Source organism: Acidovorax sp. SRB_24 (assembly GCF_012931925.1).
Genome location: NZ_MWOM01000037.1, coordinates 1 through 20,550 on the forward strand (window position 1 = coordinate 1; position 20,550 = coordinate 20,550).

The 20,550-nt window shown below is 62.9% G+C and carries 19 protein-coding genes and 1 pseudogene; 15 read left to right on the top strand and 5 right to left on the bottom strand.

The annotated features are described in order from the left end of the window. A partial coding sequence (locus tag B2J89_RS13340) for a methyl-accepting chemotaxis protein (RefSeq protein ID WP_169169582.1) occupies positions 1-1,557 on the bottom strand: 1,557 nt, incomplete at its 3' end. Between the two features lie 170 nt (positions 1,558-1,727). On the opposite strand from B2J89_RS13340, the gene B2J89_RS13345 reads away from it, so the two are divergent. Both B2J89_RS13345 and B2J89_RS13350 read left to right on the top strand, forming a co-directional pair. Continuing rightward, a complete protein-coding gene (locus tag B2J89_RS13345; RefSeq protein ID WP_169169583.1) occupies positions 1,728-2,594 on the top strand; it encodes a 3',5'-nucleoside bisphosphate phosphatase in 867 nt (288 codons plus the stop codon). A gap of 12 nt (positions 2,595-2,606) precedes the next feature. Then, positions 2,607-3,242, top strand: a complete 636-nt coding sequence (locus B2J89_RS13350) for an L-threonylcarbamoyladenylate synthase (protein WP_169169584.1) — start codon at positions 2,607-2,609, stop codon at positions 3,240-3,242. 52 nt (positions 3,243-3,294) lie between these two features. On the opposite strand, the gene B2J89_RS13355 is transcribed toward B2J89_RS13350, so the two are convergent. Then, positions 3,295-4,548: a methyl-accepting chemotaxis protein gene (locus tag B2J89_RS13355; protein ID WP_206041374.1), complete on the bottom strand. Its 1,254-nt coding sequence runs from the start codon at positions 4,546-4,548 to the stop codon at positions 3,295-3,297. A gap of 230 nt (positions 4,549-4,778) precedes the next feature. Here B2J89_RS13355 and B2J89_RS13360 point away from each other — a divergent pair, with 230 nt between their 5' ends. The 4 genes from B2J89_RS13360 to betT all read left to right on the top strand — a co-directional run bounded on the left by B2J89_RS13360 (position 4,779) and on the right by betT (position 10,320). After that, positions 4,779-5,456 carry a site-2 protease family protein gene (locus B2J89_RS13360; protein ID WP_169169586.1) on the top strand — a complete coding sequence of 226 codons (678 nt, stop codon included), beginning with the start codon at positions 4,779-4,781 and terminating at the stop codon, positions 5,454-5,456. A 36-nt stretch (positions 5,457-5,492) separates the two neighbouring features. Further along, the gene (locus B2J89_RS13365) at positions 5,493-6,797 is read left to right on the top strand and encodes a tryptophan--tRNA ligase (RefSeq protein ID WP_169169587.1); all 1,305 of its coding nucleotides are present in this window, start codon (positions 5,493-5,495) and stop codon (positions 6,795-6,797) included. A 180-nt stretch (positions 6,798-6,977) separates the two neighbouring features. Next, positions 6,978-8,063, top strand: a complete 1,086-nt coding sequence (locus B2J89_RS13370) for a formylglycine-generating enzyme family protein (RefSeq protein WP_169169588.1) — start codon at positions 6,978-6,980, stop codon at positions 8,061-8,063. Then, on the top strand, positions 8,053-10,320 hold the full coding sequence (betT, locus tag B2J89_RS13375; protein ID WP_169169589.1) for a choline BCCT transporter BetT: 2,268 nt from the start codon (positions 8,053-8,055) through the stop codon (positions 10,318-10,320). The genes B2J89_RS13370 and betT overlap by 11 nt, the downstream gene beginning before the upstream one ends. A gap of 104 nt (positions 10,321-10,424) precedes the next feature. Here the strand turns inward: betT and B2J89_RS13380 are convergent, their stop codons facing one another. Together B2J89_RS13380 and B2J89_RS13385 are read right to left on the bottom strand one after the other, a co-directional pair. Further along, positions 10,425-10,979: an alcohol dehydrogenase catalytic domain-containing protein gene (locus B2J89_RS13380; protein WP_371809071.1), complete on the bottom strand. Its 555-nt coding sequence runs from the start codon at positions 10,977-10,979 to the stop codon at positions 10,425-10,427. A gap of 84 nt (positions 10,980-11,063) precedes the next feature. Continuing rightward, positions 11,064-11,585: pseudogene (locus tag B2J89_RS13385) on the bottom strand (acetoacetate--CoA ligase); the annotation flags it as partial. 188 nt (positions 11,586-11,773) lie between these two features. Here B2J89_RS13385 and B2J89_RS13390 point away from each other — a divergent pair. From B2J89_RS13390 to B2J89_RS13430, 9 genes are all read left to right on the top strand, one after another. Beyond that, positions 11,774-12,235, top strand: coding sequence for a hypothetical protein (locus B2J89_RS13390; RefSeq protein ID WP_205763823.1), 462 nt, complete (start codon positions 11,774-11,776; stop codon positions 12,233-12,235). A gap of 144 nt (positions 12,236-12,379) precedes the next feature. Then, positions 12,380-12,688 carry an EthD family reductase gene (locus tag B2J89_RS13395; RefSeq protein WP_169169591.1) on the top strand — a complete coding sequence of 103 codons (309 nt, stop codon included), beginning with the start codon at positions 12,380-12,382 and terminating at the stop codon, positions 12,686-12,688. Between the two features lie 514 nt (positions 12,689-13,202). Further along, positions 13,203-13,865 (top strand): dihydrofolate reductase family protein, encoded by a 663-nt coding sequence (locus B2J89_RS13400; RefSeq protein WP_169169592.1) that lies wholly within the window; start codon positions 13,203-13,205, stop codon positions 13,863-13,865. A 282-nt stretch (positions 13,866-14,147) separates the two neighbouring features. Further along, a complete protein-coding gene (locus B2J89_RS13405) occupies positions 14,148-15,386 on the top strand; it encodes a site-specific integrase (protein WP_205763824.1) in 1,239 nt (412 codons plus the stop codon). Further along, positions 15,370-15,933, top strand: a complete 564-nt coding sequence (locus tag B2J89_RS13410; protein ID WP_169169594.1) for a hypothetical protein — start codon at positions 15,370-15,372, stop codon at positions 15,931-15,933. The genes B2J89_RS13405 and B2J89_RS13410 overlap by 17 nt, the downstream gene beginning before the upstream one ends. A gap of 83 nt (positions 15,934-16,016) precedes the next feature. Continuing rightward, on the top strand, positions 16,017-16,289 hold the full coding sequence (locus B2J89_RS13415; protein ID WP_169169595.1) for an AlpA family transcriptional regulator: 273 nt from the start codon (positions 16,017-16,019) through the stop codon (positions 16,287-16,289). Between the two features lie 144 nt (positions 16,290-16,433). After that, positions 16,434-16,976 (top strand): hypothetical protein, encoded by a 543-nt coding sequence (locus B2J89_RS13420; protein WP_169169596.1) that lies wholly within the window; start codon positions 16,434-16,436, stop codon positions 16,974-16,976. A gap of 60 nt (positions 16,977-17,036) precedes the next feature. Further along, positions 17,037-18,005: an AAA family ATPase gene (locus tag B2J89_RS13425; RefSeq protein ID WP_169169614.1), complete on the top strand. Its 969-nt coding sequence runs from the start codon at positions 17,037-17,039 to the stop codon at positions 18,003-18,005. Positions 18,006-18,179: 174 nt separating this feature from the next. Further along, complete coding sequence (locus tag B2J89_RS13430) at positions 18,180-19,295, top strand: phage/plasmid replication protein (protein WP_169169597.1); 1,116 nt, start codon at positions 18,180-18,182, stop codon at positions 19,293-19,295. 105 nt (positions 19,296-19,400) lie between these two features. Here the strand turns inward: B2J89_RS13430 and B2J89_RS13435 are convergent, their stop codons facing one another. After that, complete coding sequence (locus tag B2J89_RS13435) at positions 19,401-20,516, bottom strand: Ig-like domain-containing protein (RefSeq protein ID WP_205763825.1); 1,116 nt, start codon at positions 20,514-20,516, stop codon at positions 19,401-19,403. Between the last annotated feature and the right edge of the window lie 34 nt (positions 20,517-20,550).

The following is a 20,550-nucleotide window of genomic DNA, read 5'->3' on the forward strand; positions in this document are numbered from 1 at the left end:
GACCGGGGCTTGCGCGCCCACATTGAACGCGGCAACGACGCTGGCCAGGTGCTGGGCCTGGTCGCGCATGGCCGTGGCGGCGGCCGTCGACTCTTCGACCAGGGCCGCGTTCTGCTGCGTCATCTGGTCGAGATTGGTGACCGCCTGGTTGACCTGGGCGATGCCGTCGCGCTGCTCGGTCGACGAGGCGGTGATCTCGCCGATCAGGTCGCTCACGCGCTGCACGCTGGCCACGATCTCGGTCATGCTCTGGCCGGCCTGCGCAACCTGCTGCGAACCCGATTCGACGTTGTCGACCGAAGCGCCGATCAGCGTCTTGATCTCCTTGGCCGCCTCGGCGCTGCGCTGCGCGAGGTTGCGCACTTCGCTGGCCACCACGGCAAAGCCGCGGCCCTGCTCGCCTGCGCGCGCGGCTTCCACCGCGGCATTGAGCGCCAGGATGTTGGTCTGGAACGCGATCGAATCGATCACGCCGATGATGTCGGAGATCTTGCGCGAGCTGTCGGTGATTTGCTGCATGCTGGAAACCACCTGGCCCACCACCTCGCCGCCGCGTGTGGCCGCCTGCGCCGCATTCGAGGCAAGCTGGTTGGCCTGGCGCGCGGTGTCGGCCGACTGGGTCACCGTGGCGGTGAGCTCCTCCATGCTGGCCGCGGTTTCTTCGAGGTTGGCGGCCGTCTGCTCGGTGCGCGCCGACAGGTCCTGGTTGCCCATGGCAATTTGCGTCGATGCGGACGACACCGACTCGACCCCGGCACGCACTTCGCCGACCACGCCGCGCAGCCGCGCCGCCATGGCCGAGAGCGAGCGCAGCAGATGGCCCAGCTCGTCCTTGCGGTCGTCGTGCGCATCGGCCGTGAGATCGCCGCCGGCAATCGCATCGGCCAGGTCCACGGCGCGCTGCAGGGGCTGGGTGATGGAGCGCACCATGGCTGCGGCGAGACCCATTGCCAACGCGATCAGCGCCGCGGCCAGCCCGGCGCCGATCCATTCGGCCCGGCTGTACTGAACGGCACCGACTCGCTTGACCTCATCTCGCTGGCGCTCCTGCAGTTGCACAAACGCCTCTTGCGACGCCACGTACTTGCTCACCGCGGGACGCATCTTTTCTTCGACAATTCGCCGCGCAGACTCCAAGTCTCCGCCCTTGCGGGCCTCCTGGGCCTGGGCATGGAACTGGAGCATCGCCGCACGCTCGGCGGCGATGCGCTCGAGTTGCTGCTTGTCTGCGGAAGAGAACGCAGCGGCAGTGACCTTCTCCTGCATCGCGGTGATGTCATTGATACCGGCCTTCACGAGCTGCTGCAACTGCGCGGTCGTGGTGTCATCGGAGGAAACGGCCGCAATGATGGCGCGCTCGACGTTCAGAGATGTCATGCCCTGCCAGCGCAATGCCAAGGTGATGCGTTCTTCGTTGAATTGAACGTTCTCGGCCACTGTGTCTTTGATCTGCCCCAGATACACCACTAGGCCCAAGCCCAGCGCCAGCATCGCCAGCGTTAAGCCAAGAAGAATCGACCAGAGTTTGCGCCCCATGCGCACGTTGTTGAGGTTCATCAGCATGTCCAGAAAAATAAGGGTCCACCCGCCTATTTGCGCAGAGGTATGTTGCAACGCCGCAAATTCTACTTTTAATTACATTTGTACCGACTTGCATACGAAACACAGTCACCCAAGTCCGCCTTTTCCCTCCTCAGCACACCAGACCGCAGACCTACAATGGCCGCGTGCCCACCTCTCCCCTCAACGCCGATCTGCACTGCCACTCTGTCGTCTCCGATGGCACCCTCACGCCAGACGAACTGGCGGCGCGCGCCAGCCACAACGGCGTGCAGTTGTGGTCGCTGACCGACCATGATGAAATCGGCGGCCAGCACCGCGCTGCTGCGGCAGCGCATGCGCAGGGCCTGGCCTACCTCACGGGCACCGAAATCTCGGTCAGCTTTGCCAGCACCACGGTGCACATCGTGGGGCTGGGGTTCGACCCCGACGACGCAGCGCTGGCGCAGGGCCTGGCCGCCACGCGCGGCGGCCGTGGCCAGCGCGCGCACGACATGGCACAAGGCCTGGCCCAGGTGGGCATCGCCGGCGCTTACGAGGGCGCGCTGCAGTACGTCAGCAACCCCGAGCTGATCTCGCGCACGCACTTTGCGCGCTTCCTGGTCGAGACCGGGGTGTGCCGCGAGACCTCCGAGGTGTTCCGCAAGTACCTCACCGAGGGCAAGCCGGGCTTCGTGCCGCACCGCTGGGCCGCACTCGGCGATGCGGTGCGCTGGATCACGCAAGCCGGCGGCGTGGGCGTGATTGCGCACCCGGCGCGCTACCGGCTCAGCGCCAACGAAGAGTTCGCGCTGTTTTCCGAATTCAAGCAGCACGGCGGCCGGGGTGTCGAGGTCGTCACCGGCAGCCACTCGGTGCCCGAATATGCGGTGTATGCCGACATGGCGCGCGAGTTTGGCCTGGCCGCTTCACGCGGCAGCGATTTCCACAGCCCGACCGAGTCGCACACCGACCTGGGCACGCTGCCGCCGCTACCCAGTGGCGTCACGCCCGTGTGGGAACTGCTCGCCGACCGCATCCGCCCTGCCCTTTGAAAGCCCTGCGCCATGGCCCAGCTCTTTGAGATTTACCCCGACAACCCGCAGCCACGCCTGCTCAAGCAGGCCGCCGCCCTGCTGCAAAAAGGCGCCGTGCTGGCCGTGCCGACCGATTCGAGCTATGCCCTGGTCTGCCAGATCGACGACAAGGATGCCGTGGAGCGCCTGCGCCGCATCCGCCAGGTCGATGACAAGCACCACCTGACGCTGCTGTGCCGCGACCTGTCGGAGCTGTCGAGCTATGCGCGTGTGGACAACCGGCAGTACCGCCTGCTCAAGCTCGCCACGCCAGGCCCCTACACCTTCATCCTCGAAGCGTCCAAGGAAGTGCCGCGCCGCCTGAGCCACCCGTCGCGCAAGACCATCGGCCTGCGCGTGCCCGACCGCAAGGGGCTGCAGATGCTGCTGGAACTGCATGGCGGGCCGCTGCTGGCCACGACCTTGATCCCCGCGGGTGAGATTGAGCCGCTCAATGACGCCAGCGAGATCCGCGAACGCTATGAGCGCCTGATCGACGCCGTCATCGACGCGGGCGCCTGCCCGTTCGAGCCCACCACCGTGATCGATCTCACGCCCATGGACAAGGGCGACGACCCCACCGTGCTGCGCACCGGGCGCGGCAGCCTGCAGGCCCTCGGGCTCTGAGGACGCCCCGCGCAGGCCAGGGCCGAGGCCGCGCGGCGCGCTGCGGATCTGCTCAGGCAGCGCTCAGGCGCAGCAGACCGCCCTGCATCGGGGCCAGGGCCCCGTCGTCTTCGAGCTTGAAGGCCCCCACGGCCAGCTGCAGGTCGCGCGCCTGGGCCGACAGAGCCGACGCCGCGCTGGCCGCCTGCTGCACCAGGGCGGCGTTTTGCTGGGTGGCGCCGTCCATGTCGGCCACGGCATGGTTGACATGCTCGATGCCCTCGCTCTGTTCGCGCAGCGCCTGCGAGATATCGCCCAGCAGCGTGGTCACCTGGCCCACGGCGCCGACAATTTCCGCCATGGTCGATCCGGCCTGGCCCACCAGGCCCGCCCCGCTCTCGACCTGCTGCACCGACTGGCCGATCAGGTCCTTGATCTCGCGCGCCGCCACGGCGCTGCGCTGCGCGAGGTTGCGCACTTCCGACGCCACGACGGCAAAGCCGCGGCCCTGCTCGCCTGCGCGCGCGGCCTCGACGGCCGCATTGAGTGCCAGGATGTTGGTCTGAAAGGCGATGCCCTCGATGACCTGGATGATGTCCACGATCTTGCGCGAGCTGCCGCTGATGGCCTGCATGGTCTGCACGACCTCGCTGACCACCTCGCCCCCGCGCCGCGCAATGCCCGAGGCATCGACGGCCAGGCCACTGGCCGACTGGGCGCGCTCGGCGTTCGCGCGCACCGTGGAGGTGAGCTGCGCCATGCTGGCGGCGGTCTGGGTCAGCGACGACACCTGGTCTTCGGTGCGGCGCGACAGGTCCGAGTTGCCCGAGTCGATTTCGCCCGCGGCATCGGCAATGGAGTCGGTGGACTGCTTGATGCGCGCCACGAGGTCCGTGAGCGTGTCTTCCATGGTGCCCAGCGCGCCCAGCAGGCGGCCGAAGTCGCCCTGCAGCTCGGTGCTGAACTCCTGGCTCAGGTCGCCTGCAGCCACCGTCTCGGCGATCAGGATGGCCTGGTTGAGCGGGTGGACGATGGCGCTGCGCAAGCGCACAAAGGACATAGCCGCCACCGCGAACACCGCGCCGCCCAGAATCCACAGCCACATGTGCACGCTGTCCAGGTGCGCCTGCGCGCCCTGCACGGCGCGCTCCAGCGGTGCGCGCTGTGCATCGGCCAGACCGCCGGCCAGGGCCATCGCCGCGCGGTGTGCGTCGGCGGCCTGGCCCATGCCGGCTACCGCCACGCCGACGAGCAACGCCACCAGCAGGGCAATGGTGCCAAACACCAGCACCAGGCGGGTGCCAATTTTCAAGTTGTTCAAGGCCAAGAAAAGTCTCCAGAAATAATAGGGCCGCGCTGCCCCATGGTTGCAAGCCATTTCAGACAGAGCGACATTTAGTAACAGAACAAATACTACCAACGATTGGTCCGAGTCGCCGGGACAGCGTCCGCAGGGTCTCAGGCGCGGGTGCACCGACCGGCACGCGCGGCGGCAAAGCGGCAGTGGACGGCCCCTTGCGGCCCGCTTGCCCGAACCCGGTCGGCGGGTCTGAGACAATGGCAGCGGTGGACCTCTCCAATCTCATCCAAACCGTTCTGATCTACGCCCTGCCGGTGCTGTTTGCCATCACCGTGCACGAGGCGGCCCATGGCTATGCGGCACGCCACTTCGGTGACAACACGGCCGCCATGCTGGGGCGCATCACGCTCAACCCGCTCAAGCACATCGACCCCGTCGGCACCATCCTGATGCCGCTGCTGCTGTACTTCGCCACCTCGGGCGCCTTCCTGTTCGGCTACGCCAAGCCCGTCCCGGTGAATTTCGGCAACCTGCGCAACCCCAAGCGCGACATGGTGTGGGTGGCCCTGGCAGGCCCGGCGTCCAACTTCGCCCAGGCCCTGCTCTGGGGCGCCGTGCTGGTGGTGCTCGTGGGCTCGGGCCTGCAGGAGCGCTTCTTCATGGAAATGGCGCGCGCCGGCGTGCTCGTCAACCTGGTCATGTGGGCTTTCAACCTGTTTCCGCTGCCGCCGCTGGACGGTGGGCGCATCCTGGTCGGCCTGCTGCCCTGGAAGCAGGCCCATCTGGTCTCGCGCGTCGAGCCCTGGGGCTTTTTCATCGTCATGGCGCTGGTCATTGCCGGCGTGGTGGGCACCCTGTGGCTGCGCCCGCTGATGTCGGTGGGGTACGCCGCCATCAACCTCTTGCTCACCCCCTTGACGGCACTGCTGCTCTAAGAACGTGTTTCGACTGAACCTTTATTGCCCCGCTCCATGAGTACCACGCGCTTTCTCACCGGCATCACGACCACCGGCACGCCCCACCTGGGCAACTTCGTCGGCTCCATCCGTCCTTCCGTGGCCGCCAGCCGCACGGCGAGCGTGCAGAGCTTTTACTTTCTGGCGGACTACCACGCGCTGATCAAATGCGAAGACCCGCTGCGCATCCAGCGCTCAACGCTGGAAATCGCCGCCAGTTGGCTCGCCGCCGGCCTGGACCCCGAGCGCGTCACCTTCTACCGCCAGTCCGACATCCCTGAAATCCCCGAGCTCAACTGGCTGCTCTCCTGCGTGGCGGGCAAGGGCCTGCTCAACCGCGCCCACGCCTACAAGGCGTCGCAAGACAAGAACCTGGCCGCCGGCCGCGATGCCGACGACGGCGTGACGGCGGGCCTGTTCATGTACCCCGTGCTCATGGCCGCCGACATCCTGATGTTCAAGTCGCACAAGGTGCCCGTGGGGCGCGACCAGATCCAGCACATCGAGATGGCGCGCGACATGGCATCGAGCTTCAACCACCTCTATGGCGAGCACTTCGTGCTGCCCGAGGCTGCGGTGGACGAGCATGTGGCCACGCTGCCCGGCCTGGACGGCCGCAAGATGAGCAAGAGCTACGACAACACGATCCCGCTGTTTTCGTCGCGCGAGCAGTTGCGCAAGCTCATTGGCGGCATCCTGACCGACTCGCGCGCTCCGGGCGAGCCTAAGGAGGCCGAAGGTTCGGCCCTGTTCCAGATCTACCAGGCCTTTGCCACCGAGGCCGAGACCGCCGCGCTGCGCCAGCAATTTGCCGACGGCATCGCCTGGGGCGATGCCAAGCAGGTGCTGTTCGAGCGCGTGGACCAGGTCATTGCGCCCATGCGCGAGCAATACGAAGCGCTGGTCCACAACCCAGCACGCATCGAGCAGACGCTGCTCGCGGGCGCCGAGCGCGCCCGGGCCCTGGCCACTCCGTTCATGCGCGAACTGCGCAGCGCCGTGGGCCTGCGCAGCCTGGTGGCGGGCGCGGCGCCGCAGGCCCAGCCGAAGGCGGCCAAGGCGGCGCTGCCCAGCTTCAAGCAGTACCGCGAGGCCGACGGTCGGTTCTATTTCAAGCTCGTCGCGGCGGACGGCCGCCTGCTGCTGCAAAGCACGGGTTTTGCCGCGCCGCGCGACGCGGGCCAGGCCATTGCCCAACTGCAGCAGCGCGGCGCCCCCGCGCTGGCCGAGCTGGCAGCGCACCTGGCGCCGGTGGACGGCGTGGCCGACAGCGACCTGACCGCCGCACTGCAGGCGCTGGCGGACGCCGCAGCCAGCTGAGACAGGTACGCGACACGCAGCCGAGAGCGCTTCTGTTGAAGCGCTCTTTTTTTGGTAGCTGCCAGCGCTTTCTGCATAAGGGCTAGAGGCCTAAAACACCAAGATTGCAGATCCCAGGCGGAACGCCCCGCATACACTGCACCGTTCCAGGCCGCCGTGGCCGCTTCGGGAAACACCGCGATGCCCCACCCTGCGCCCCTCCTTGTTGCCTGTGCCCTGGCGCTGCTTGCCACCTCAGGGGCCGCGCAAGGCCCCGCGGCGCCCGCGCCGCAGCCGGCGGGCGTGGCGGTGTGGCGCAACACGCTGGGCATGGCCTTTGTGCGCATTCCGGCCGGGCAGTTCGCCATGGGCAGCCAAGAAGCGCCCGCAACCCTGGCGCGCGACTACCCGGACCTGGAGTCCGAACGCTTCGGGCTGCTGGGCGACGAAGCGCCGGTGCACACCGTGCGCATCCGCCGCGCCTTCTACCTGGGCCAGCACGAGGTGACAGTGGGACAGTTCCGCCGCTTCATCGAAGCCTCGGGCTACCGGCCCGAATCCGAGGCCGATGGCACTGGTGGCTACGGCTACAACCCCGGCTACGATCCCGCCACCAGCGCGCGCGGCGACGCGTTCGAGGGGCGCGACCCACGCTATTCCTGGCGCAACCCCGGCTTTGCGCAGGGCGACGACCACCCTGTGGTCAACGTCACTTGGAACGACGCGCAGGCCCTGGCGGCCTGGCTCAGCCGCACCGAGGGGCACCGCTACCGCCTGCCGACCGAAGCCGAATGGGAATACGCGTGCCGCGCCGGCACGCGCACCCGCTACCCGCACGGCGACGAACCGCAAGACCTGGTGCGCCATGCCAACACCTTCGACCAGGAGGCCGCGCGCTACTGGCCGCGCTGGCAAGCACACGCGCTGCAGGGCAGCGACGGCCACGCGTTCACCGCGCCCGTGGGAAGCTTCGCGCCCAACGCCTTTGGGCTGCACGACATGCTGGGCAATGCCTGGGAATGGGTCGCGGACTGGCATGGCGAAACCTATTACGCCCACTCCCCCCGCAACGACCCGCAAGGCCCCGCCGAAGGCAGCGTGCGCGTGCGCCGCGGTGGCTCGTGGCACACCTGGGCGTTCTACGCGCGCTGCACCTACCGCAACTGGAACAGTCCGCAAACGCGCTACACCCTGGTCGGCATGCGCCTGGTGCGCGAAGACCGGCCGGAGGGCCCCAGGTCCGGGCGCCGCGCCGCCCCTCGGAAGGAGCCAACCCATGCCCATTGAGCCATCCAGCGACGAGCGCTCCGAAGCCGCTCAGCCGCGCGCGCAAGCGCCGAACACGCAGGCGGCGAAATCGCTTGCTCCGCTGGAGCGCAGCCGATTCGGCGGCACGCAACGCCGGCATGGGCGCCCCGACGACGACGACGCGCCGGTGTCGCGCAGCGACCTCAGCAAGGGGCCCCAGGAACTGATCAAGGACCGCACGGCCCACATCAACTGGCGCGTCCTGGTGATTTCGTCGGCCGTGATCCTTGCCTTCTCGATCTGGGCCATCCTCTTGCCTGCCGACGCGCGCACGTCGATGAAGACCGCCGTCGACTGGATCGCGACGAACCTCGGTTGGTACTACGTGCTCACGATGACGCTGGTGATCGGTTTCGTGCTCTGGGTGGCGTTCTCCAAGGAAGGAGACGTGCGGATCGGCCCCGACCACTCGCGGCCGCAGTACGGGCTCGTGACCTGGGTCGCGATGCTGTTCGCGGCGGGTGTCGGGATCGACATGCTTTTCTTCTCGGTCGCCGGCCCCGTTGTGCAGTACCTCCACCCGCCCTCCGGCGTGGGCGGCACGTCCGCGGCGATGCAGGACGCGGTCGTCTGGACGATGTTCCACTACGGCATCGCTGGTTGGGCGATGTATGCGCTGCTCGGCATGGCGATGGGGTACTTCGCCTACCGCTGGGGCATGCCGCTGTCGATCCGCGCGGCGCTCTACCCACTGCTCGGCAAGCGCGTGCGCGGCCCGCTGGGCGACGGCATCAGCATCATCGCGCTGGTCGGCACCGTGTTCGGCGTCGCCACGTCGATGGGCATCGGCGTCGTCCTGCTGGGCGTCGGCTTCTCGCTAATCTTCGGCCTGGAGCAAGGCCTGGCGCTGCAGATCGCGCTGGTCATCGGCGCGGTGGTCCTGACCATCGCGGCCACCACGTCCGGCGTCGACCGCGGCATCCGCTGGATCTCCGAGCTGAACCTCTGGAGCGCCGTGGCGATGATGGTCTACATCCTCGTCACCGGGCAAACGGCGTTCCTCTTGAACGCGCTGGTCGAGAACATCGGCCGCTTCCTGGTCACGTTCCCCGAACGGACGCTGCAGACCTTCGTCTACCAGCCCGGTGGCAGCGAGTGGATGGGCAGCTGGACCCTGTTCTTCTGGGCGTTCTGGCTCGCCTGGGGACCGTTCGTCGGTGTCTTTCTGGCCCGCATCTCGCGCGGGCGAACGCTGCGCGAGTTCGTGATCGCGGCGGTCACCGCACCGGTGCTGTGCGACTTCATCATCGTCTCGCTGTTCGGCAACTCGGCCCTGTACCAGGTGCTGCAGGGCAACACGGCGTTTGCCGAACTCGCGGTCCAAAGCCCGGAGCGCGGCTGGTACGCCCTCCTGCAGATGTTCCCGGGCGCGATGTTCCTGATCGGTCTGGCGACGCTCTCGGGCTTGCTGTTCTACCTCACGAGCGCGAACTCGGGCGCGATGGTGATGTCGAACTTCTCGGCCTCGATCCCGGACCCGTCGCACGACGGGCCGAAGTGGCTGCGCATCTTCTGGGCGGTGCTCACCGCCGTGCTCACCGTGGCGATGCTGTTCTCGGGGGGCGTGACGACGATGGAGTACGCGACGCTCATCTTCGCGTTACCGGTGACGATCATTGCCTACCTGGTGATGGCGTCCTTCTACAAGGTGCTGCGGATGGAGCGCGCCGAGCGCGAGGGTCAGGTGCTGCGAAGGCCGTCCATGGCCCCGAGCGGCGGCCATGTGCCGGAGCGGTCGTGGAAGCAGCGGCTTGAACAGCTGCGTGCATTCCCGTCACGCCGAGAGGTCACCCAGTTCCTCGACCGCACAGTGCGGCCGGCGCTCGACGACGTCGCCGCCGAGTTCCGCAAGCAGGGTTACGAGGTCGAGCGGGGTGCCATAACCAACGCGAGCGGCATCGAGGAACCGCTGCTGCGGGTGTCGATGGACGCGTTCCGCGACTTCCACTACCACGTCGCCATCGTCGAGGCGCCGGTGCCGATGTTCAGCGGCCGGATGTCGCGTGAGACCGACGTCTACTACCGGCTTGAGGTATTCACGCAAACCGGTTCGGGCGGCTATGACCTGATGGGCCTCACCAAGCAGCAGGTGATTGACGACGTGCTCGAGCGGTACGAGGCCCACCTCGCGTTCCTCACCATCTCCAGCCAGACCGACACCGCATCGGTGCTCACCCCGCCGTTGCCGCCCCAAGGCCAGCAGTCCGCAGTGCCGAAGGACGCGGGGGACAGCTGAGTCTTGGAGAGCAGCGGGGCTTCACGCCGGCGAGTGGCCCCAAGTGGCTGACCAAGCTCGTAACCCTGGAGAGAAGACGACGACCGGTTGAATCCCCCCTACGATCAACTGGTCTGGATCACCTTGGCCCCTATGGCTTTGGCCAGTTGCATGGCGGCCAGCGAGACACCACCGCCAATGCCGAACACCAGCACCGTCTCCCAGGGCCGCACCTGGGCCTTGGTGAACAGCATGCGCCAGGCCGTCAGGTGGTTGACTCCCAGGGCGGCAGCCTGAGCGAAGGTGAGGCCCTGCGGCATGGGGAACACGTTCTGGGCCGGCATGCTGATCCACTGCGCGAAGGTACCGTGGCGGTGCTCTCCGAGCAATTGCATCTTCGTGCAAAGAACGCCTTCACCGCGCTGGCAGAACTCACAGCGGCCGCAGGCGATCCCCGGATGGATGACGACCTGCTGTCCTGCGCTCAACAGGGTCTCGGCATCGTCCACCCCCTCAACGACGCCAGCGGCGTCCAAGCCCATGATCTGGGTCAATTGGTGGGTGATGCCGGCACCGCTGTTGCGCATGTACAAGTCGCCCTGGTTGAGGGTCGCTGCCTCCACCCGCACCAAGACTTCGCCCGACCGGCGGCTGGGACGCTCGCATTCGCGCACTTCCACCCCCTCATTGCCACCGTGGCCAGTGATGAATGCTGCTTTCAAGGGCGGCCCTCGCGAATGGTTGCCAAAAGAGCGCCGTTCGCATCAGGCGGGGCGGCCGAGGTCCAGCGCCTTGGCGTAGTCGACGAAAAAGTCCAGGCTGGAGGGATTTTGCATGGCATCGGGACTGGCAACCTGGGCCGCCTCGGCCCCCTGCAGCAAGTTTCGCACCGGAACCTCCATCTTCTTGCCCGTGAGGGTTCGCGGAATTTCGCTCACCTGGACCACCGCGTCGGGCACATGTCGGCCCGAGGCCTTGGTGCGGATTTGCTGCTGGATGCGCTCCACCAGGGCCTGGTCCAAGCTCCTCCCCGGCTGCACCACCACGAACAAGGGCAGGAAGGAAGGTCGCCCGAGGAACTCCAGATCAATGACCAGGCTGTCGCACACCTCGGGCAGTTCTTCGACCACGCGGTAGATCTCGGCGGTGCCGATGCGGATGCCCAAGCGGTTAATCGTGCTGTCGGAGCGACCGTAAATCACCGAGCTGCCATGGCGGGTAAAGCGTATCCAGTCGCCTTGGCGCCAGACGCCCGGGTACATCTCGAAATAGCTCTCGCGGTAGCGCTGCCTTTGCGGCTACAGACCGCGTTAGTCCCTGCCTTCAATGCGAGCATCCGCTCCGGAAGCATTGGGGCGTAAGCTACCGTCGGACGCCACAATGGCCGCTGTCAGCAATGAGTTCGAGTTGCATTTTCCCCAAGCGTCCAATCGTGCACTCAGGTACTGATTGTCGGGCGCCGCGGGAGTCAAACATGCGTTACACCACCCTGATCACTGCTGTCCTGCTTGGCGGCGCAAGCTGGCCACCTTCAGCACAAGAAATGACGCTCTCGCCCACCGATACGGCCGCCGCATTCAAGGCCGCTGGATACAAGCTCAAGGGCACGAAATGGATGGCATGCGCCGAAGGCACGGTCTCCGAGGTCCGGGACATCAACGGCGACGGGTTGCCCGACGCGATCGTCAGCGAAGGTGGAACCAAGTGCCACGGCATGACCGGCGAGGGCTATAGCCTCGTCAGCAAGCAGTCGAATGGCTCCTGGAAACTTGTTTCCGGCGGTACGGGGATTCCCTTGTTCCTCAAGACACGGGCCAAGGGCTGGCCTGACCTTCAGGTCGGTGGTCCCGGCTTCTGCTTTCCAGTCCTGCGCTGGAATGGCCAGTCGTACACGTTGAACCGGTACGAATACGAGGGGAAGCGCTGCAAGCCGTAAAGGCCACGGTGAGCGAGAGCCGAGCGTGCCGCCTAACCCTTCGCACGAGAAAACATCCACCGGCACTGCGCCTTGCCGTCCTCCGCCGCTCCGCTCCAACGTGAGGCAGCAGCTGAAGTTTCAAAGCGATCACAGGAGAGCGCCATGGCCAAGCTTATCGTCCTCTACCGCAAGCCCAATAATCCGGTAGCGTTCAACGACTACTATTTCAACACCCATGTCCCTATCGCCAAGACAGTCCCCGGCATCACCGGCTATGAAGTCAGTGAAGGGCCTGTAGCAACGCCACAGGGCGACTCTTCCTACCACCTGGTGGTGACGCTCACATTTGAGTCGATGAATGCGCTTGAGGAGGCACTTGCTTCTGAAGAGGGCCAGCGAACTGCCGCAGACCTCGCCAACTTCGCAGATGGCGGGGCCGAACTACTGATCATCAACCAGCGCTCCATCTAGATCCACCGCCTAACCAGTCTTTCAAGGGGCGACTGCTGACAGCCCCGCCCTTCACTCCAAGGTTGAACGGCTGCTTCTCTTTGCGCGAGCCCGCTCCTGGCCGGGCGTGTGAATCTGCCGTTGCCCCTGAAAGATGCCTTTCGGATAGATACAGCCGGGTTGCCACCGCCAGCTTTTGGCTATTGCCCCGATCTCATGCATCCGGCGAGGGGCTGATTTTCGGCGCGGCGGGAAGGCGGACAGTTTCCGGATGACTGCCAACGTTCACTGCACTCTCACGAATGGGTACCATCGGCCATCAGTGGCGGCCATTGAACGTTGTTTCTGGCCCTCTCCAAACCGGACATTGGTGCGGATCACTGCCTTGGTGGGTATCAGGCTCATCGAGAAAGTTCGCAAAGGATTCGCCGTGAAGACAAAAGTTTGCGTGCGAAAAACCCTGTCCCTAGTCAAAAGCATGCCCGGACGCCGGCGTCTGTGGATCGCCTGTTAGGCGTCTAATTGGAGGCAAACGATGACACGAGTTCGCGTTGAGGGCTTCACCATCTCGCTCGATGGATACGGAGCAGGTCCGAATCAAGACATCAACCATCCGCTCGGTGTTGGCGGGACGGATTTGCACCAGTGGTTGCTTCCAACACGCACGTTCCAGCGTGCCTTGTTCGGCAAGGACAGCGGCACGACCGGGGTTGACGATGATTTTGCCGCCCGTGGCTTTCAGAATGTGGGGGCCTGGATTCTTGGGAGGAACATGTTCAGCCCCCATCGTGGGCCCTGGTCGGACATGAACTGGAAAGGCTGGTGGGGAGACGATCCGCCATATCACGTTCCCGTCTTCGTCTTGACCCATCATGCACGTCCACCCATCGAGATGGAAGGCGGCACAACGTTCCACTTCATCACAGGAGGCATTCGCGAAGCGCTCGACCGTGCACGCAAAGCCGCTTCCGGAATGGACGTGCGGATCGGCGGTGGGCCCCACACCATCCAGCAGTATCTTCGAGAGAGCCTCATTGATGAACTACACCTTGCAATCGCGCCGGTCCTGCTCGGCCGGGGAGAATCGCTGTTCGACGGGGTTGACTTGCGGGCTCTGGGATACGAATGCGTTGAATTCGTAGCATCGGAGAAGGCCACGCATGTCGTCCTACGGCGCCAAGGGCACACCGACGCCTGACCATCACTCAAAGCCGATGTCCCTGACGAGCCGCGGCCCTACACACGACCTAAAAGCAAAAAAGGTTTGCTGCTATTTTCATAGCAACAAACCTTTGTGCATACTGGCGGAGAGGGTGACCGTATCGAAAAATCGGCAGAGAACCTCAAGAACTACCATAGCGGCTCAGAAGCCAAGTATCTGCGCCATTCTTACGCCTTTCCGAAATCTTATTTCGACACAAAGAGTGCATTTGAGTGAAAAATAAAATGGGGGTAAGATTGTAGTGTGACCAAACAAAAAATGCTGACCGACCCCGCTGTAAGAGCCAAAGATAAGCCGCCTGGCTATTACTTGGATGGCCACGGGCTTTACCTGCAAGTTAGTGCCTCCGGATCGCGTTCGTGGATATTCCGCTACACCCTGAACAAGAAGACCAGAGAGATGGGCTTGGGGTCTCTGGATGACTTCACTTTGGCGGAGGCAAGAGACCGCACCCGCCGGTATCGGCAAATCCTCGCCGACGGTCACGACCCTATCGAGTACCGCCGGGAAGAAAAAGCAAAGCTTCAAACTTCCCAACTGGAAGCCAAGCGCAGAGGCATCACCTTCTCCGATTGTGCGAAGGAGTATCACGAAACCAACAAGGACGACTGGAAAAACGCCAAGCACGCAGCGCAGTGGATCAACACCTTGTCCACGTATGCCTTTCCTAAGTTTGGCGACCTGCCAGTGGGAGAAGTCACGAGAGAACATATGCGCGTGGCGCTACTACCCATCTGGAAAGAAAAGGCTGAAACAGCGTCACGGGTGCTCCAACGCATTCGCACTGTCATCAACCATGGCGCATCCAGGGGGTACTGCGACGGCCTCGATAGCGAAGCCTGGGATCAACTCAAGAAATCTCTTCCAAAAAACTCGAAGCAACGGGTCGTCGAGCACCATGCATCCTGTCCTTATTCGGAGGTAGGAACGGTACTCCTGGCTGTATCTCGCAGCACGTCCGGCGACGTAGTGAAGCTGGCGTTTGCATTCATCGTCCTCACAGCCGCAAGATCGGGGGAGGTGCGGAATGCAGTCTGGGAGGAAATTGACTTGGATGCCCGCTGCTGGACCATTCCGAAAGAGCGTATGAAAGCGGGTCGTGAACACACGGTTCCCTTGTCGGAAGCAGCAGTGCGCGTCCTTCAGGCGGCTGCCAAACTCAGAAATTCAGATGCACAGCCTTCCGGTTTGATCTTCAAAAATCTCCAAGGTCATGCGCTGAGCGACATGACATTCACGCAGTTGCTGCGGCGTATGGGTTATGACTTCACCATGCACGGGTTCCGCGCAAGCTTTCGTACGTGGGGCGCAGACATTGCGCATTACGAACACGAAATGCTCGAAGTGGCTCTTTCCCACGTAGTCGGCGACGCAACAGTTCGGGCCTATCACCGGTCAGACATGGTTGAAAAACGGCGCAAATTGATGAACGAGTGGGCAGAGTATCTTGCACAAGCCGCCGAGGGAGGCGAGCATACAAATGAAGAGAAAGCCTAAACCCTCATTTGACTCGAAAGATTATCTGACCATGGTTGCGTCGGCGGACAGCGCACGTGCGGAACGCACCTTCGTTATTCCAACAGCGTTTTCCGACTATTTAGTTCGCTTTCGAGACGTAGCCATCGCACGACCCGCGATCATGAAGTTGCTTGAAAACGAAAACGCCGCAAACGAGTTGTGGAGGCTTTGTGACACAGGAGAGATGGAAGACCTCCTGACTCATCTGCGACAACATCCTCCTTCAGCAGAACTCATTGCAATGGTGATGCTCACCGGCAAATCGAAGCTTCAGCACCACAGGCAGACAAGAAAAGGGGGAGAGTCAAAAGCGAGCGCGTACGGTCCCCTAAAAACGCAGGCTCAAGAAGCCTGGATGCAGGACAAGAGCAAGAGATCGGCATCCGCGTTTGGGGATCATTGGCTGGACAAGAAGATCGCTGAGAACACGACGCTCGAACGCGAGGGGAAGACCACTGAGAAGCTACCGGAGGCGGGAACGGTACGAAAGTGGCTGGCTGGCATCAAAAAAGAGACCAGCAAATAGTTGGCATTCAGCTAAGCAGAGCACTTTCCAGATTGGAGACGGAAATTCATCATCGGGGTTCAATTTTTCGCAAAGGAGCGCAAATGAACCCAGACATTGGTAATGTGATTTTTGGCACGGCTGCAGCCAAAAGCAGACCTAAAAATCGCCGCATTCACCGCAAGGCAGCGGTGTGCGAGATGCTCGACATTAGCCCGGGTACCCTGGACAACATGGTTGCCGAGAATCTCTTTGTCAAGCCCATCAAGATCGGTGCTCGATGCGTAGGCTTCGTGGCTGATGAGGTTGAAGCGTGGCTGGAACAACGCATCGCCGAGCGCGATGCCAAGACCGAGCAACGCAAGGCCTTGCAATAGCCCGGCGCGAGCTACCAGCACTCTCCGCAGGCCCACTATGTCCTTGTCCCGGTCATCGTCCCTGCCCACCGCCCCTTAAAGGGCGCATCTCCCTCATTTTTTACTGAAAGAGCCTCAGCTACTGCTGGTGGCAAAGGACTACTCATGCCCAATTCTTCCACGTTCCCTCAAGCGCCGGTCTTGGAACAGCAGCAGGCTGTCGCACCAGCCGATGCCGAACTCTCGGACGGCACGGTTGCCGATCTGCTGGAACGCGTTGACCTTCAAGCACTGATTGCGGACAAGACCTTGTCGATTCACAAGCGCTCGAAACTCTCAATCGACCAGCCTGAGTTCCGTCTCCACATTCAAATCTTCGACCTTGCACAGGTTTACATCACGGCCGAAGCCAAGGCAGCACTGAGCCGTTGCTATCTCACGCCAGCGTTCCTCTTGGCCAAGTTTGGTGCTCGATATTCCGAGACCATCCTTTCGACGTGCACGCGGGGCAAACTGAAGGGCTTGACGTACCTGAACGCACAGGCAAACGTGTACCGCCATGCCACCGACGATGGCCAGGAAATCGTGGTTACTGGTGCTTGTGGCAAGCGTGAAGGCAAGACCACCCGTGAGGTTCATATCACGTGTAGCCTGCGTGTTGCGCAGCCCGAACTGACCGCTTCTACTGAAGTCTCGCCGTCTCTGTAAATACCGAGAACAACAGAAGTACCACGGCTGCAGCAGTGGCCGTGCATCCCTAAAAAGATCATGAAAACCAACTCACTACCGGCAAAGGTGGTGCGCTCGAATGCGCCCATTTCAGAGCCGGACCAAAGCAAGCTCTTTCGCCCTCGTAGCGAAATGCGCTTGATCTCCGCCGCCAAGTTCGTCCACCTCGAGGTGCCCCGCCGCAAGAACCATTGGGGCCGTCTCATTCAGTCCAACCAGACCGGCATGCTGTTTGGCCCGCGCGGTCGCGGCAAGACGTGGGTGGCGTTGAGCCTGGCCATCTGCATCAGTGCTTGCATCGCATTCTTGGGCCGCAAAGCGCGTCGCGCACGTCGCGTCATCTACCTTGATGGCGAGATGGACCTCTTCACCCTGCGCCAGCGCATCCTGTCTCTGTGCCGCAGCTTCAATGTGGACCCTCCCTCCAATCTGAAGCTCTTTACCCCGGAGGCCTTCACCGATCTGCTGCCCTCGATCAACACGGGCGACGGCCAGCGCGCCATCGACGAAATGATCGGCACGGACTGGGACGTGATCTTCATCGACAACTACTCCGCGTGGAGTGGCGATGGCCGCGAAACTGCTGAAGCCTGGGCGCCGATGATGCGCTGGATGCTCGGACACAAGCGTGCCGGTCGCACAGTCATCGTGATCCACCATACGGGTAAAACGGGCAAGCAGCGCGGCAGCAGCAGCCATGAAGATGCCCTGGACTGGTCGGTGGCCCTCAAGCCGGTGGACGATGCGGCCGGTGATGGTGCACTGCGCTTCAACCTTGTCTGGGAGAAATCTCGCCACTTGGCAAACTCCGAGGTACAGCCCATTGCTGCAACCCTGCGCCAAGGCGAGAAGGGTGAAGTGACCTGGCATCACAAAGCGGGCATGCATCGAGACCCGCGCATCGAAAAAGTCCATGCGATGAAGGCCAAGGGCATGTCTCAAGTCGCCATTGCCGACGAGCTTGGCATTGATCGCACTACCGTAGGCCGCTGGCTCAAAACGAAGTGATGCATATGTGCATCCACTAGCGAATGCACCGTTGCACATCCCTGCGCGACCACATCAACGCAGCCGCGCACGGTGCCATTCGCTAAGTAGAGCTATGGAGATAACTATCACTATTAGATGGGTGGACTGTACTGCTCGGAAATGAGAGTGAAAGCACACCATGAAGACAACATCATGATTGACTACTTCGACATAACCATCCGTGGCGGTGACTTTCCAGAAATTGGAAAAGCCGTCATGACACGCCACCCCGGCGGCGCAAAAACCAAGTCGTTCACCGAGGTCAAAGTGTGCGCTGATAAAGAGGCTCCGCACTTCGCCGCGCGTGTGGAGACCAGAGCAGAACGCATGCGGTTTTCTGGCTCGCCAGCGCTGTGGCTGCAAGGGCATAACGGTATGGGATCTAACGACTTTACGGCGCTGGTTAAAGCATCGGTATTGCTGGTGTTCGAGACCCTAAAACTGGAGTGTCCCGCGTCGGTTTCTGACGCACTGAACACCGGCAACTATGCCGTCGATGAAGTGCATGTGGCGGAGCATTACACGATGCCAAAGGGCTTGATTCCCGGGCTCTGTGACAACATCCGCCGCAATGCCGATCCTGCCCTTGAAGCGGTCCCTATCAGGCCAGGAATTGGAGTGCGGCTGTATCCCCAATCGCGTGACCGCCAGGCAATTCTCTACGACAAGTACCACTACTTTCTGGATGGGCTGCAGAAGCACAAGCGCAAGTTGCTTGGCCGAATGTCAATGGACTTTGATCGCATCGGAACAAGCTTGTACTTTGAACAGATGATGGAGCAGTATCTTGCCCATGGCGCGCGCTTAGAGACCCGACATAAGCGCTGTCTCAAGAACAAGAACTGTCCTTTGGATCATGGCTCACTTTGGCACCCGGAAACCGCCCGTGCGCTTCACATCGAGATGGTCAAATCAATACCACTCCAAGACTTGCCGCCCTTGGACAAGCGGGAGCTTTTGCTCCAGACCGCCAAGCTGGAACATCGCACGTTGATCGCATTGTGGCTGGATGGTCGCCACCCCATGGACTTCTGTAAAAGCCCCGCCACTTACTATCGCCGCCGCCTGGAGATAATCCAGCAGTACGGCATTGATCTTTCGATTCCGGCATTGCAAGACGACGCTCTCAGTTGGGCCGCCATAACCGATCCAGCAGCCATTATGGAAGTGCCAGCATGGGCCCTGGAGGGAGGCTTTGTGTACGAGCCAAGCCGCTGGTATGGATGGAGTGATGCGTCACAGAATGCGCGCGCTTGGCTTCGTGCATAGTGGATAAAGCTGGTGGTTTCAAGCACCGTAACCACCAGCTTTTTTTGCAAAAAAAGCATTTCGCAGCGTTCTTTTATTCGCCATAACCCAAGCCAGGCATATCGTTTACTGCGTCAGCATCGCACCATATTGCCCTGTAAACGACTGCCCCTGCCGTACCGCATCCAGCAGTTGCACCACCCCAGCATTTCCGCGCTTGCCGATCCACGCAGCCACTTCCGCACGCGCCTGGCAGTAGGTCTTGGAGAACACATCTTCTGGCCCGGTGTACGCCACCCAATCCGTCTCCTGATCGAGCTTGCGCAAATCGTCAATGCCCTTGCCGGTGACGTTCGTGCAGATCGGCTCGCCGCCCGCATAGGTCGCCAGCCCCTCGTCGAACCAAGCAGGGACATGCGCGCCATTGGTCCGCTTGGCCACCTCCACGTGCGAGAACTCGTGCGCCAGCACATAGGGGTTCTGCGTCCAGGTCGGCGACGTGAGCACCACGGTCATGCGCGGCGCCACATACTGGCCTGCATAGGTGTTCGGGTACAGCGTCGTATTGCGCCGGCGAGGCCCCGCGAAATAGTCGGCGCATGACCCCGACTGGCACACCAGCACATCCGGCTGGGCCGCCTGAAGTTGGCTGTAGACCTTGCGATCCATCTCCAGAGCCGTCTGGATACCAGTGACGATCCCTGGCCAGAGATTCTTGGCAACGGCGGGTTCAATGAACACATTGCCGCAGGCGGCCACTAATGTCGAACCATTGAACGACGGCGGGGTGTTGACGGTGCCGCCAGGGCATGCCAAAGCCTTCACCGTGAAGCTCGTCAAAGCGGTCGATCCGGTGAAAACCGTTCCAGCCGCATCTTTCGTCGCTGGTGCATCCACCGAGGCCGTACACTGCGCGGCGGCGGCGAGTCCTGGAGCATCGGGCGTGAAGGTTGCCAAGGCGCCCGAGACAGTGGTTTTACCCGCCACGACCGCCCCATCGCAGACCAGCTTGACACCGGCAGCAGCCATGGCCTTGCTGGCCGTGAATTGCACCGTGGGCGCATAGTCGGCACCAGTGGTTCCGTTGGCCGGTGCAATAGCCGGAGCAGCCGCCAGCGTGAGCGCCATAGGCGTAGCCGGTGCGCTGCTGTCACCGCCACCACCACCACCGCATGCCGAAAGTGCGGCCGCAGCCAGAATCGAGATCGCCAGCTTGGCACGGGAAAGATCAAGGTTCATCATGGTGTTGTCGTCAAGAAAGAAATTTGTTAGCTGC

Bases quoted from the DNA above. Each gene is read 5' to 3' on its own strand.
- B2J89_RS13350 (WP_169169584.1), top strand. From the start codon at position 2,607: ATGGCCCAGCTCTTTGAGATTTACCCCGACAACCCGCAGCCACGCCTG.
- B2J89_RS13430 (WP_169169597.1), top strand. From the start codon at position 18,180: ATGATTGACTACTTCGACATAACCATCCGTGGCGGTGACTTTCCAGAA.
- B2J89_RS13410 (WP_169169594.1), top strand. From the start codon at position 15,370: ATGAAGAGAAAGCCTAAACCCTCATTTGACTCGAAAGATTATCTGACC.
- B2J89_RS13435 (WP_205763825.1), bottom strand. From the start codon at position 20,516: ATGATGAACCTTGATCTTTCCCGTGCCAAGCTGGCGATCTCGATTCTG.
- B2J89_RS13360 (WP_169169586.1), top strand. From the start codon at position 4,779: ATGGCAGCGGTGGACCTCTCCAATCTCATCCAAACCGTTCTGATCTAC.
- B2J89_RS13415 (WP_169169595.1), top strand. From the start codon at position 16,017: ATGAACCCAGACATTGGTAATGTGATTTTTGGCACGGCTGCAGCCAAA.
- B2J89_RS13425 (WP_169169614.1), top strand. From the start codon at position 17,037: ATGAAAACCAACTCACTACCGGCAAAGGTGGTGCGCTCGAATGCGCCC.
- B2J89_RS13405 (WP_205763824.1), top strand. From the start codon at position 14,148: ATGCTGACCGACCCCGCTGTAAGAGCCAAAGATAAGCCGCCTGGCTAT.
- betT (WP_169169589.1), top strand. From the start codon at position 8,053: ATGCCCATTGAGCCATCCAGCGACGAGCGCTCCGAAGCCGCTCAGCCG.
- B2J89_RS13395 (WP_169169591.1), top strand. From the start codon at position 12,380: ATGGCCAAGCTTATCGTCCTCTACCGCAAGCCCAATAATCCGGTAGCG.
- B2J89_RS13370 (WP_169169588.1), top strand. From the start codon at position 6,978: ATGCCCCACCCTGCGCCCCTCCTTGTTGCCTGTGCCCTGGCGCTGCTT.
- B2J89_RS13365 (WP_169169587.1), top strand. From the start codon at position 5,493: ATGAGTACCACGCGCTTTCTCACCGGCATCACGACCACCGGCACGCCC.
- B2J89_RS13400 (WP_169169592.1), top strand. From the start codon at position 13,203: ATGACACGAGTTCGCGTTGAGGGCTTCACCATCTCGCTCGATGGATAC.
- B2J89_RS13390 (WP_205763823.1), top strand. From the start codon at position 11,774: ATGCGTTACACCACCCTGATCACTGCTGTCCTGCTTGGCGGCGCAAGC.
- B2J89_RS13420 (WP_169169596.1), top strand. From the start codon at position 16,434: ATGCCCAATTCTTCCACGTTCCCTCAAGCGCCGGTCTTGGAACAGCAG.